This window comes from Mesorhizobium sp. 131-3-5 (assembly GCF_016756575.1).
Classification (GTDB): domain Bacteria; phylum Pseudomonadota; class Alphaproteobacteria; order Rhizobiales; family Rhizobiaceae; genus Mesorhizobium; species Mesorhizobium jarvisii.
In genome coordinates this window covers 6,103,926-6,116,680 of sequence record NZ_AP023254.1, presented here as the reverse complement: position 1 = coordinate 6,116,680, position 12,755 = coordinate 6,103,926, and the positions used below count along the sequence as shown (strand labels likewise).

13 protein-coding genes and 1 pseudogene are annotated in these 12,755 nt (G+C 62.1%); 4 read left to right on the top strand and 10 right to left on the bottom strand.

What is annotated here, in order from left to right; translation table 11 throughout:
• The first annotated feature begins 10 nt into the window (after window positions 1–10).
• Entirely contained in the window at window positions 11–1,066 is a 1,056-nt protein-coding gene (locus JG747_RS29830) for an ABC transporter ATP-binding protein (protein WP_202360604.1), read from the top strand.
• A 53-nt stretch (window positions 1,067–1,119) separates the two neighbouring features.
• Here JG747_RS29830 and ccoS read toward each other — a convergent pair.
• The 8 genes and pseudogenes from ccoS to ccoN all read right to left on the bottom strand — a co-directional run.
• Window positions 1,120–1,266, bottom strand: a pseudogene (gene ccoS / locus JG747_RS29825) (cbb3-type cytochrome oxidase assembly protein CcoS); the annotation flags it as partial.
• Entirely contained in the window at window positions 1,263–3,554 is a 2,292-nt protein-coding gene (locus JG747_RS29820) for a cation-translocating P-type ATPase (protein ID WP_069091370.1), read from the bottom strand. The gene JG747_RS29820 and the pseudogene ccoS, both read right to left, overlap by 4 nt.
• Entirely contained in the window at window positions 3,551–4,048 is a 498-nt protein-coding gene (locus JG747_RS29815; protein WP_019860166.1) for a FixH family protein, read from the bottom strand. The genes JG747_RS29820 and JG747_RS29815 overlap by 4 nt, the downstream gene beginning before the upstream one ends.
• Complete coding sequence (gene ccoG, locus JG747_RS29810; RefSeq protein ID WP_069091372.1) at window positions 4,045–5,604, bottom strand: cytochrome c oxidase accessory protein CcoG; 1,560 nt, start codon at window positions 5,602–5,604, stop codon at window positions 4,045–4,047. The genes JG747_RS29815 and ccoG overlap by 4 nt, the downstream gene beginning before the upstream one ends.
• Before the next feature lie 210 nt (window positions 5,605–5,814).
• Window positions 5,815–6,678, bottom strand: a complete 864-nt coding sequence (gene ccoP, locus JG747_RS29805) for a cytochrome-c oxidase, cbb3-type subunit III (RefSeq protein ID WP_019860164.1) — start codon at window positions 6,676–6,678, stop codon at window positions 5,815–5,817.
• 2 nt (window positions 6,679–6,680) lie between these two features.
• A complete protein-coding gene (locus tag JG747_RS29800; protein ID WP_019860163.1) occupies window positions 6,681–6,830 on the bottom strand; it encodes a CcoQ/FixQ family Cbb3-type cytochrome c oxidase assembly chaperone in 150 nt (49 codons plus the stop codon).
• Between the two features lie 11 nt (window positions 6,831–6,841).
• Complete coding sequence (gene ccoO / locus JG747_RS29795; protein WP_019860160.1) at window positions 6,842–7,573, bottom strand: cytochrome-c oxidase, cbb3-type subunit II; 732 nt, start codon at window positions 7,571–7,573, stop codon at window positions 6,842–6,844.
• A 9-nt stretch (window positions 7,574–7,582) separates the two neighbouring features.
• Window positions 7,583–9,193 (bottom strand): cytochrome-c oxidase, cbb3-type subunit I, encoded by a 1,611-nt coding sequence (ccoN, locus tag JG747_RS29790; protein ID WP_019860158.1) that lies wholly within the window; start codon window positions 9,191–9,193, stop codon window positions 7,583–7,585.
• A 242-nt stretch (window positions 9,194–9,435) separates the two neighbouring features.
• Between ccoN and JG747_RS29785 the strand changes: the two genes are divergently transcribed.
• Window positions 9,436–9,846, top strand: a complete 411-nt coding sequence (locus JG747_RS29785) for a hemerythrin domain-containing protein (protein WP_038652171.1) — start codon at window positions 9,436–9,438, stop codon at window positions 9,844–9,846.
• A gap of 2 nt (window positions 9,847–9,848) precedes the next feature.
• On the opposite strand, the gene JG747_RS29780 is transcribed toward JG747_RS29785, so the two are convergent.
• Window positions 9,849–10,577, bottom strand: a complete 729-nt coding sequence (locus JG747_RS29780) for a Crp/Fnr family transcriptional regulator (protein ID WP_274609722.1) — start codon at window positions 10,575–10,577, stop codon at window positions 9,849–9,851.
• 156 nt (window positions 10,578–10,733) lie between these two features.
• Here JG747_RS29780 and hemN point away from each other — a divergent pair, with 156 nt between their 5' ends.
• The gene (gene hemN / locus JG747_RS29775) at window positions 10,734–12,083 is read left to right on the top strand and encodes an oxygen-independent coproporphyrinogen III oxidase (protein WP_202360602.1); all 1,350 of its coding nucleotides are present in this window, start codon (window positions 10,734–10,736) and stop codon (window positions 12,081–12,083) included.
• Window positions 12,084–12,095: 12 nt separating this feature from the next.
• Here hemN and JG747_RS29770 read toward each other — a convergent pair whose 3' ends face one another.
• Entirely contained in the window at window positions 12,096–12,383 is a 288-nt protein-coding gene (locus JG747_RS29770) for a potassium channel family protein (RefSeq protein ID WP_236952284.1), read from the bottom strand.
• A 24-nt stretch (window positions 12,384–12,407) separates the two neighbouring features.
• Here JG747_RS29770 and JG747_RS29765 point away from each other — a divergent pair, with 24 nt between their 5' ends.
• Window positions 12,408–12,674, top strand: coding sequence for a hypothetical protein (locus JG747_RS29765; protein WP_171880428.1), 267 nt, complete (start codon window positions 12,408–12,410; stop codon window positions 12,672–12,674).
• Window positions 12,675–12,755: the final 81 nt, after the last annotated feature.

The following is a 12,755-nucleotide window of genomic DNA, read 5'->3' as shown; positions in this document are numbered from 1 at the left end:
AGGAAACCAGATGTCTGCAATCGAAATAGAACAGCTCGGCAAGAGCTTCGGCGCCGTGGAAGTTCTGCGCGACGTGAACATCGAAATCGCGAGCGGCGAGTTTGTGGTGCTGGTCGGTCCGTCGGGCTGCGGCAAGTCCACGCTGCTGCGCATGATAGCCGGGCTGGAAGAGCAGACGACAGGCGAGATCCGCATCGGCGGACGCGTCGTCGACGAAATGCCCGCCAAGTCGCGCGACATAGCGATGGTCTTCCAGAGTTACGCGCTCTATCCGCATATGAGCGTCGCCGACAATATGAGCTTCGCGCTTCGGCTGGCCAAGGTTCCCAGGCAAGAGATCGTCTCGAGGGTGAAGGCGGCGGCCGAAATCCTTGGTCTGCAGGATTTGCTTGGCCGCATGCCGCGGCAATTGTCCGGCGGCCAGCGCCAGCGCGTCGCCATGGGCCGCGCCATCGTGCGCGACCCCTCCGCCTTTCTGTTCGACGAGCCGCTCAGCAATCTCGACGCCAAGCTGCGCGTGAAGATGCGGGCCGAGATCAAGAAGCTTCACCAGCGGCTCGGCCGCACCAGCATCTACGTGACCCACGACCAGACCGAGGCGATGACGCTCGCCGACCGCATCGTGGTGCTGAACAAAGGCCGCATCGAACAGATCGGAACGCCCTCCGAACTCTACGAGAACCCGGCCAATCTGTTCGTTGCGAGCTTCATAGGATCTCCGGAAATGAACCTGGTCAGGGGCCGCGTCGAGAGTGGCGCATTCATCGCCGAACAAGGCCTGCGCCTGCCACTGCCGAAGGAGGCAGGGATAGGGAACAGGCAAGGCGTGGTTTACGGGATTCGCCCCCAGCACATCGCTGTCGGTGGCAGTCACGCAAAGGCGAGGGTCCAAGTGGTCGAGCCAACCGGGGAAGCCCAGGAAATCACCCTAACTGCTGATGGCGTCGACCTGATGGCGGAAATCCGGGAACAGCCACCATTCAAACCTGATCAAGAGGTGAACCTGGAGATCTTGGTGCACAAGGTGCGTCTGTTCGACACCCAGAGCGGCACCAGGATAAACTAGGGGGCGCTTGTTCTCTCGACACTGTCCACCTTCGCCAAGGCGATGCGCCCGCTCGGCTGCTCATCCCCATCGATGAGAATGCGCTCCGCCGCTCCATCAAGATCCTCATACTGGCCGCTTCTCAGGGCCCACAGAAAGCCGCTCAGTCCAAGCGCCCCGAGGAAGAGCGCCACGGGGATGAGATAGACGAGCGTCGTCATGGGTGTTGGACCGACAGGCCGGGGCGTTCGCGCCGGTTGCGCGAAGTGTTTTCAGGCGATGAGCTTTTCGCGAAACCTTGCAGCCGCATGGCGTTTCCGATCACCAGCAGCGACGAGGCGGACATCGCAATCGCCGCGATGAGCGGCGTCACGTGCCCCGATATGGCGATCGGCACGGCGAACGCGTTGTAGACAATGGCAATGGCGATGTTCTGTCGAATGAGCCGGCCTGCCTTTCGCGAGATATCCAACGCCAAGGGCACCGCCAGTAGGCTTTCGCGCAGGAAGACGAAATCGGCGGCATTGCGACCGACATCGGCCGCGGTGGCCGGGGCCATCGAGACATGCGCCGCGCCGAGCGCCGGCGTATCGTTGAGTCCGTCGCCCACCATTAGGACCTTGTGGCCTTCCCTCGACAGCGCCTCGATCCACTCGACCTTGCCGGACGGGAGCAGGGCCGGAACGAAGTCCTCGATCCCCAAGGTCTTGGCGACGTCGCGACAGGCGTTGGCGGTGTCGCCGGACAACATCTGGACCGACATTCCGGCATCCTGCAGTTGCCCGACCGCGGCCTTGGCGTCGGCGCGCGCGGCGTCTTCGAAGGCAAAGGTGGCAACGATCATCCCGTTCTTCGAAAGCACCGTCCCGCCATAGCCGCCATATTTGCCTTCGCCGCCGGTCCGCGCCTTCCATCCAGCCCATCCGCGCCGGCCGAGGCGCCAGGTGTTGCCTTCGGTGACGGCTTCCATTCCGAAGCCGGGGTGCTCGCTGACGGACTGGAGACCGGGTTGACTGGAAGAGCCCGCGAAACCGGCTATGGCCTTCGAGAATGGATGGCGCGAATGCGAGGCCATGTCGGCCGCGATCGCCAGCATGGCCGGGTCGATGGATGGCCCATTGATCAGCCTTGGCCGTCCGAGCGTGAGGGTCCCGGTCTTGTCGAACAGCACCGTATCGATCGCCGCCAGTCGTTCCATGGCCGAACCGTCCTTGACCATGACGCCGGCCTCGAAAAGACGTCGCGCCGCGACGACCTGCACGATCGGCACGGCCAGGCCGAGCGCGCACGGGCAAGTGATGATGAGAACGGCAATCGCGATCGTCATTGCCAGATGCCAGTCGCCCGAAGCGACCATCCATCCAAGGAACGTCAGCAAGGCAGCGAGATGGACCACCGGAGCGTAGAGCGCCGAGACCCGGTCGGCGATCCTGCGATACTGCGAGCGGCCGCCCTCCGCGGCTTCCATGAGCCGGACCATTTCGGCCAGGAAAGAATCCTTCGCCGCGGCCGTCGCCTGCATGGTCAGCGGGCCGGTGAGATTGAGCGTGCCTGCCTGAACCTGGGCTCCCGCTCCCACGGTCCGGGGCGTGCTTTCCCCGGATACCAGTGAACAATCGATATCCGAAATACCGCTGAGGATATTGCCGTCGACCGGAATTCGCTCGCCGGCGGCGATGTGCAGCGCCATGCCCGGTTCGATCTCGCCGACCGGCAGGTAATCGCGCACGCCATCACCGCGCAGCACGACGGCGCCGCGCGCCGCGAGCCGCGACAGGCCATTCACTGCGGTGCGCGCCCGTTCGCGCATGACGTGGTCAAGCGTGCGGCCGATCAGGAGGAAGAACAGCAGCGAAACGGAAGCGTCAAAATAGGCGTGGTCGCCATGGTTGACGGTTTCGTAGAGGCTCATGGCGTAGGCAAGTGACACGCCGACCGCAATCGGGACGTCCATGTTCATGCGCCCGTGGCGCAATGCATTCCAGGCCGAGCGGAAATAGATGCCGCCGGCAAAGGCCAATGCCGGGATGGCGATCAGCGCCGAGACCCAGTGGAACAGGTCGCGGGTCGCGCCTTCGGCGCCGGACCAGACCGAGACCGACAGCAGCATGATGTTGCCGGCGGCAAAACCCGCGACCGCGACCGCCCGGATCAGCTCCGAAAGCGTCTTGTCCTTGCTGCCGGTCTCCGGATCGAAGAGATGCGCTTGGTAGCCCAGCCGCCCGAGCGTTGCGAAAAATGGCGGAGCCTCGTCGCCATGCCACTGGACCGAGACCCGTTTGGTCGACAGGTTGACGCGAGCGCTCTCGACGCGATCGAGCTTTCCCAGTGCCGTCTCGATCGTCTGGATGCAGGCCGCGCAGTGGACCGTGGGTACCGAAAGATCGGTCTGGCAAAGGTTGTCGCCGATCGATCGGCTTGCCAGCCTGATCTCCTGGCTGGACGGCAGAACCGATGTGGCGCCCGCCAGATCCAGCGTCATTTCAGCGCCAGGTGCACAACAGCTCATTTCATCGCCCCATGGGAAATCATGATCCTGCGGACGTCACGATAGGCTTTGTCCAGACCGGCATCGGCGTCGACTTCGACGATCCAGACACCATCCTTCGGCGTATGCTGCGCGGCGAAGTCCTGACCCGAGGCGAGGGTGAGCGTGATGGCCTTGTCCTCCTTCTCATAGGCGGGATGGCGAAACAGCACCTTGACGCCATGCAAGGCAACCGGCTTACCTCCGGCATCGGTAAGGCTGTAGCGAACCTCGCCCGCTGCGATGGTCAGTTTGCCGGTCCAGCCGAGGGCCGCCTGCGCGCGCCCCTCCTCGGCTTTCTTGTTGAATTGCTGGCTCGCCACATAGGTGTTCTCGACCACCAGGCCGGTCCAACTCGTGCTGGCGAGCGTCGCCATGGTCAGATTGACCGCGATGACCACGCCGAAGAAGGCAAGGACGATGGCCAGCATGTGCCTGCCGGTGAATTCGCGGGACTTTTGCGCCTTGGCGGTCATCTGGCGATCTCCGGTGCGTTGAAGGTGGCGGTGTATTCGTCCGACTCGAAGCTCGCCTTGTCCTCGGCCCGGAACTTGAAGGTCTGTGCCGTGCCCTGGATCTGGCCTGCCGGCTGACGTACGAAAACCTTCAGCATCTTCAGCCGGTCGGGTTCGACCGAGATGGGAACGGAGCGGCCTGCCGGCTGATCGATGCCGACCACGCTCATCTCTGCTCCTTCCAGGCCCTGAAGGGTGACGACGATCGTCCTGGGCTCGGGGATCATGTTGAGCAGCTTGACGGTGTAGCCATTGCGGATGGAACCGTCGGAAAGAGTGACGAACTGCGGATTGCGGTCGTGCAGCACGTTCACTTCGAGCCGGTCGCGCGTCAGCAGCGAATACAGCAGCCCAAGGCCGATCAGCGACCACAGGCCCATGTAGACGTAGGTGCGCGGCCGAAAGATCTTGCGAATGTGGAAATGGGCCACCTTGTCGGAGAACAGGCCGTCAGCGGTTCGGACCAGCGACGGATTGACTGAACCCGAGCCCCCGGCGGTCGCCAGCATCATGTTGGCGTTGTAGTCGGAGAGCGTCGCGTAGGAGATCAACCCATGCTCCCTGCCGAGCTTGTCCATGACGCCGTCGCAAGCGTCGATGCAGAGCGCGCAGGTGATGCATTCGAGTTGCTGGCCGTCGCGGATGTCGATCCCCATCGGGCAAACCGCGACGCAGGCGTTGCAGTCGACGCAGTCGCCGACAGGCTGCCCCGCGGCGATCACCTTCTTGGCGTGGCGCGAGCGCGGCTCCCCGCGCCAGTCATTGTAGGTGACGGTGAGGGAGTTCTCGTCGAGCATGGCCGCCTGGATGCGCGGCCACGGGCACATATAGGTGCAGACCTGCTCGCGCATCAGCCCGCCGAACGTATAGGTCGTCGCCGTCAGTACGGCGATGGTGATGTAGGCGACGGGAGCCGCCGTGCCGGTGAAGATTTCGCCGGCCAGCGTTGGCGCATCGGCGAAATAGAAGATCCAGGCGCCGCCGGTGGCCGCGCCTATGACCAGCCAGATGGCGTGTTTCGAGACCCGCAGCACGAGCTTGCGGGCGGTCCAGGGGCCGGCATCGAGCTTCATGCGAGCGTTGCGGTCGCCCTCGATGGCGCGCTCGACGACCAGAAATAGATCGACCCAAACGGTCTGCGGGCACGTATAGCCGCACCAGGCGCGCCCGACCGTCGAGGTGATCAGGAAGAGGCCGACGCCGGCCATGACCAGGAGGCCGGCCACATAGTAGAATTCCTGCGGCCATATTTCGATGAAGAAGAAGTAGAAGCGCCGGTTGGCGACATCGAGCAGCACGGCCTGGTCCGGGGCGAACGGACCGCGATCCCATCGCAACCACGGCGTCAGGTAGTAAATGCCGAGCGTGATCGCCATCACGAGCCATTTGAACTGGCGAAAGCTGCCCGATGCACGCTTGGGGAAAACCTTCTTGCGCGCAGCATACAATGGCTGGCGCACTTTGGCGGAGTTGACCGCCTCTGCTTCGAGCCGTTCCACCTGCGTATTGTCCAGCACCGGTCTCTCCCGTCATGCAGCTTGAGATTTCGCCAGGCGGTCGCCCTATCGATGCGTGGCAGCGCGAAATGCAGCGTCGACCGGACTTTGCCTCCGGTTGGATCGCGACGCGTTGATGCAGGTCAATCCCGGGACTAGAATACAGTCGAGGCCCGGCAGGGCCGGGCCTCGTCGCCTGGACGGAGAGGGCAGGAGAATAGGCCCCCGTCGCTATTCTCCGCCGCCAAGCGAATGTACGTAGACTGCGAGCTCCTTGACCTTGGTCTCGCCGAGACGGTCGATCCAGGCTGGCATCACGCCGTGTTTCGGCGCGCGCACCTGGGCGGCGATGGCTGCCTCGCCGGACCCGTAGAGCCAGATGGCATCGGTCAGATCGGGGGCGCCGAACTCCCTGTTGCCTTTCGCGTTGGCGCCATGACAGGCGACGCAGTTTTCCGCGAAGACCTTGGCGCCGGGCTCGATCAGACTTGCGTCCTGGACCTTGCCGGAGAGGCTCGCCACGTAGGCGCTGACCTGTGTGATTTGCTCGGGCGTGATGATGTCGCCAAAGCCCGGCATCTCGGAGATGCGTGTGTCCGGGTCGGACGCGAAGCGGATGCCGTGCGTGATCGTCTGCTGGATCTGGTCGGCCTTGCCGCCCCACAGCCAGTCGTCGTCATTCAGGTTGGGAAAGCCCTTGGACCCCTGTGCGCCCGAGCCATGACACTGAACGCAATTGACCTTGAATGTGGCTCCGCCGGCCGCGACCGCGAATTCACGGAGGGCATCGTCGGCGGCAATCTCGGACACGGTCTTCGATTGAATTGCCGCGACATACTTGCCCTTCGCAAGTTCGGCCGCCGCCAGCTCGTTCTTGACGTCATTTCGGCTCGAATAGCCAAGCAGCCCACTCGTCGCGGAGGACAGCATCGGCCATGCCGGATAGGCGATGGTGTAGCCGATCGCCCAGGCGATGGTGATGTAGAACGTTATCACCCACCACCTGGGAAGAGGGTTGTTGAGTTCCCTGATGCCATCCCATTCATGGCCGGTCGTCGAGATGCCCGACACGTCGTCGATATGCTCTGTGCTCATGATCAGTCATCCTTGAGGGGAATGCGGGCGGCTTCATCGGCCTGGCTGCGGCCGCCTGGTCGAAGTGCGAAGGCAATGCATCCGACAAAAAAGAGCGCCATCGCCAGCAAGCCCCAACTGTCAGCGAATTCCCGCATCAGATTGTAGTCCATGGTCGTCCTCCTCAGCGGTAACCGGCGGCTTCGTCGTAGTGTTTGAAATCGACCAGCGTGCCGAGCATCTGCAGATAGGCGACAAGCGCGTCCATCTCGGTGACCTGCTGCGGATTGCCGTCGAGATCGCCGACCTTCGCTTTCGGATAGCGGGCCAAGAGGCCGGATGTGTCGGCGTTGGGATCGGCCTGCGCCGTCAAATCGGCGTTGGCGTTCGCGATCATGTCGTCGGAGTAGGGGACGCCAACGCGCCTGTTCGCAACCAGATGCGTCGAGAAGTCCTTCACCTCGATCGGCTTGTCCTTGAGAAAGGCATAGCCCGGCATGATCGATTCCGGCACCACCGATCGGGGATCGGACAGATGCTGCACATGCCACGTGTTCGAGTAGCGGTCGCCGACCCGGGCCAGATCCGGCCCGGTTCGCTTTGATCCCCATTGGAACGGGTGATCGTACATCGACTCGGCCGCCAGGCTGTAATGACCATAGCGCTCGACCTCGTCCCGGAATGGCCTGATCATCTGGCTGTGGCAGAGGTAGCAGCCCTCACGCACATAGATATTGCGGCCGGCGAGTTCGAGCGGCGAGTAAGGCCGCATGCCTTCGACCTTCTCGATCGTATTGTCGAGATAGAAGAGCGGGGCGATCTCGACGATGCCGCCGACCGTCACCACCAGAAGGGAACCAACGAGAAGAAGCGTGGCGTTCTTCTCGATGATCGCGTGTCTGTCCATCAAGCCCATTTCTGGCTCCTATTGTGCAGGCTGGAGAGCGGGAACGGAGCCCGGCAACGGTTGCTCCTGGCGCTGGTGGCCGAGGATCGTCATGGTGATGTTCCAGGCCATGATCAGGGCGCCGGACAGGTACATGGCTCCGCCGATGGCGCGCATGACGTAGTAGGGATGCATGGCGGCGACGGTTTCGGCGAAGGAGTAGACCAGGAAGCCCTGCTCGTCGTATTCGCGCCACATCAGGCCCTGCATGATGCCGGAAACCCACATGACCGCGGCGTAGACGACGATGCCGAGTGTCGCCAGCCAGAAGTGCCAGGTCACGAGGCGCAGCGAGTAGAGGCGTTCACGGTTCCACAGCTTCGGCACCATGTAATAGATCGCGCCGAACGAGATCATGCCGACCCAGCCGAGTGCGCCGGAATGAACGTGGCCGATGGTCCAGTCGGTGTAGTGGCTGAGCGAGTTGACCGACTTGATCGACATCATCGGGCCTTCGAAGGTCGACATGCCGTAGAAGGCGATGGCGATCACCATCATGCGGATGATCGGATCGGTGCGGATCTTGTCCCAGGCACCGGACAGCGTCATCAGGCCGTTGATCATCCCGCCCCATGACGGCATCCAGAGCATGATCGAGAACACCATGCCGAGCGTCTGCGCCCAATCGGGCAGGGCGGTATAGTGGAGATGATGCGGGCCAGCCCAGATATAGAGGAAGATCAGCGCCCAGAAGTGGATGATCGAAAGGCGATAGGAGTAGACCGGCCGGTTGGCCTGCTTGGGCACGAAGTAATACATCATGCCGAGGAAGCCGGCCGTCAGGAAGAAGCCGACCGCATTGTGGCCATACCACCATTGCGTCAGCGCATCCTGGACACCGGAAAATGCGGAATAACTCTTCGAGCCCAGGAAGGAGGCCGGCATCGACAGGTTGTTGACCACATGCAGCATCGCGATGGTCACGATGAACGACAGGTAGAACCAGTTGGCGACGTAGATATGCGGTTCCTTGCGCTTCAGGATCGTGCCGAGGAACAGGAGGAGATAGGCGACCCAGACGATGGTCAGCCAGATGTCGACATACCATTCAGGCTCGGCGTATTCGCGGGATTCGGTAATGCCGAGCAGATAGCCGGTGGCCGCCATGACGATGAAAAGCTGGTAGCCCCAGAACACGAACCAGGCGAGATTGCCGCCGAAAAGCCGGGCGCGGCAGGTGCGCTGCACCACATACATTGACGTGCAAAGCAGAGCGTTGCCGCCGAAGGCAAAAACGACGCCGGATGTGTGCAGCGGCCGCAAGCGCCCAAAATTGAACCAGGGCTGGATGTTGAGATCCGGGTAGGCAAGCTGCAGCGCGATGACCACGCCGACGAGCATGCCGACCACGCCCCAGAACATGGTGGCGATGGCGCCGTAGCGGATCGGCCCATCCATATAGGCGGACGGATCGATCCGCGCTGCCGGCGCGAAACTGGTCTTGCGCAGAAGAATAGCGATAAAGCCCAGCAGCACGATGAACAGCACCCACATATGCTGGCGGAAAGGCTCATCCACGCCAAAGCCGGCGGCCACCAGGGCCGCGAATGCAAACAGGCTTAGAGCCACAGTTTCAGTGCCGAATTTCATGACATGTCCCCGACCTCGGATTCCGTGCGCGGAAAACAATCCGCATCAGCACCAATTCCTCAGCCGGGTTGCCGGCGCCTTGATCCATGTCAAAGCCCACCGCGTTATCATTGGGCAGCGTAAGCCTTGTGAAAGACCGGAGGCTGACATTGAATTCGGAGAAAGTGCGAGGATCGTCGCTGTTTGAAAACTACCGGGACATCTCCACGCTGGCCGGGCGGGAGGCCGTCCCGACCGCTGTGATGCGGCGTGCGCATGACGAGAAACTCCGCCTTTGCGATGCTTTGGAAAAAATCGCGGACGCTCTGCCGGGTGTTGATCGGATGATATGCCTCAGCACAGCCAACTCGATCGTGCCGCTTCTGCGCAGTATCCATCAGTACGAAGAGGCGATCATTTTTCCGGCTTACGAGGAGGCGGTGGTCGGCAGCGAGGCGAACCTTGCCTCGACCCGACGATTGCGGGCCGAGCATGTGGAAGACGAATGCTTTGCCGGTGAGGTGACTGAAATCCTGCTGGCCATCGGACATGGCGAGACAGTCGAGAATCCCGAAGCCATCGGGTTCATGTTGCGCGGCCTGTTCGAGAACTTGCGCCGGCACATCGCGTTTGAACGCGAGCACGTGCTGCCGATGATCGGGATCGCTGATTGAGGTCAGGCGCCAGAGCGGCCGGCCAAGCGGGTAAGGCTGGTCACCGTTACATGTCGATTGTTCTCGGTCCGGATTAGCCCATCTGTCCGCAGCCGGGTCAACTGGCGGCTCACCGTCTCGATCGTCAGGCCGAGGAAATCGGCGATGTCGGCGCGTGTGAGCGGCAGCTCGAAGCTCGTCGCGTTGGTGGCCGGATCGAGCGTGGGATCGATGTTTCTGGCAATCATCAGGAGGAAGCTTGCCACTTTTTCGGCGGCCGTCTTGCGTCCCAGCGTCACCATCCAGTCGCGTGCTTCGTCAAGCTCGTTCAATGTCTGCTTGAGCAGGCGATGCTCGAGCTCTTGCGATTCCCTCATCATTCTCTCGATGGACGCTCTTGGAAACGAGCACAGGGAGACGGCCGTTGCCGCTTCGGCGTTGATAGCGCTTTCCACCTTGAATGGCCGCCCCAGAAAATCGGGAGCAAACTGAAGCCCGACAATCTGTTGGCGACCGTCCGAAAGGCTTTTCGTCAGCTTCACCACGCCGGAAAGCACGTTGGAATAGCTGTCGACGGTCTCGGCGTCGCCAATCAGTTCCACGCCCGGTTCAATGGTGTGCTTTGACGAAATCTTGGCGAGCCCGACCAATTGATCGGCGTCGAGCGCACCGCAGACGCCGCGATGCCGCGCCTCGCATGATTGGCAAAGCACGGGAATGCCGGCGCTATGAACATCTTGACGCACTGTCATCACGATCGTCCCATGGCCCTGGGTATCGGCAAGATAAGTGTCGGCCATTGAAAAAGCCTTGTGACAGTTTGTCCGGTGCAAAGGCTTTGACCGAAATCAAGGCATTGGCGCGCGATTGCGGCCATTGCCTGACCTTGCAAACACAGGGAAAGCGACATGCAACCGGAAGTGGCCGCCAGGCTTGGCGAAAATGTACCGCGCTACACGAGCTATCCGACGGCGCCTCATTTCCACCCGGGGGTTGATGCGACTGTCTGTCGGACTTGGCTCGAAGCGCTCGAAAGCCATGACGAGATATCGCTCTATCTGCATATTCCCTACTGCGACAAGCTGTGCTGGTTCTGCGCATGCCACACCAAGCAGACCCGGCACTATCAGCCGGTGGCAAATTTTCTATACTCCTTGCATAGAGAGATCGAGACGATTGGCAGCCTCGTGCGCGGCAAGGGCCGGGTGCGCGCCATCCATTTCGGCGGCGGCTCGCCGACGATGCTGAAGCCCGAGGACATCCTGTCGCTGGGAAAAGCGCTGCGGGATCGTTTCGATGTGCTCGACGATGCCAGCCTCAGTGTCGAAATCGATCCCAGCGACATGGATGAGGCCCGGCTCGACGCCCTCTGCGCGATCGGCATGACGAGAGCGAGCCTCGGCGTTCAGGATTTCGATCCCAAGGTGCAGCAAGCCATCAATCGCGAGCAAAGCTTCCTGCTGACCAAGAGCGTGGTGGACGCCGTGCGGGCGCGTGGCGTGAATTCGGTGAACCTCGACCTGCTCTACGGACTGCCGCACCAGACCCTTGAGAGTGTTGCCCGGACCGTCGCCCAGGCGTTGACGTTGCAGCCCGACAGGCTGGCGCTATTCGGCTATGCACATGTTCCCTGGTTCAAGAAACATCAGACCATGATCGACGAAGCATGGCTCCCCGATTCTGCCGGACGGTTGGCGCAATCGCAGCTCGCCGCCCGGCTGATCGTGGACGCCGGATACGAGGCCCTGGGCCTGGACCATTTCGCCAAGCCGAACGATACGCTCGCCATCTCGGCTCGCACCGGCAAGATACGTCGCAATTTCCAGGGCTATACAGAGGACAATTGCGAGACGCTGATCGGGCTCGGGCCGTCCGCGATCAGCCGGTACCGCCAGGGCTACGCCCAGAACATCGTCGCAACCGGCGCATACGAGAAGGCCGTGGATTCCGGACAGCTGGCAGTGGCGCGCGGCATCGAGCTCAGCGTCGACGATCTGGCGAGAGGCTGGATCATCGAGCGTCTGATGTGCCATTTCGCCTTCTCGGCCATCGAACTGGTCGAACGCTTCGGCGACGTCGGCCAGCGACTCCTGGCCCTAGCAAGTCGACTTGCGATCAGCGGCGGCGACCTGCTGCTTCGGCTCGACGGCGAAAACTTCGTCGTGCCGAAGGACAGCCGCCCGCTTGTCAGGACGGTGGCAGCGAAGTTCGACAAGTACCTCGAAGCCGGCACGGCCAGGCATTCAGTGGCGGTCTGAGCGCCTGTCCGGTCAGAAGTGCTCGCCGACCCTGAACGGGCCGATACGCGTTCCCGCCGCGATCAGATAAGCGGTCGACCAGCCGATGAGCAGAAATCCGTTCACGCCCTCGAGCGCCGCCAGGACGCGCCAGCCATGGGCGGGAACCACGTCGCCATATCCGACCGTCGAAAAGGTGATGGTGGAAAAATAAAGCGCGGTCTCGAAGTCAGGCAAGACGCCGAGTTCAAGATATACGCCGGCCCACAGCCACACCTCGGCCGTGATGACGGCAAAGAGCCCCATGACGACGCTGATCATCGCAATCACTCGGCTGCGCCGGCCATGCATGCGGAAGCGAGCCACGAGGTGCGCCATGGCGTGGGTGATCGCGATGAGGCCGAAGGTGTGGATGAGGACCGTCAGGCTGATGACGATCGTGCCGGCGAACAGATTTATGACCATATGCTGATCGTAGCGGCGCAGCGGCGCTTTGCATTGTGCAAGATCAAACCGATGGAGGCGGCCTTCTTCTGGGGCGCCGGCCAAGATCCGGCATTGCGCAAATATTTCGCGGTCGACTTTACCGAATTACAATCAGTCATCTGCTAAGGTACATCGATATCTCGGACGATCGCCGCCAGGCGAAGGCATGATGCCGCCCCGTCCGTGCCGGTTTGAGGCCGGCGGTTG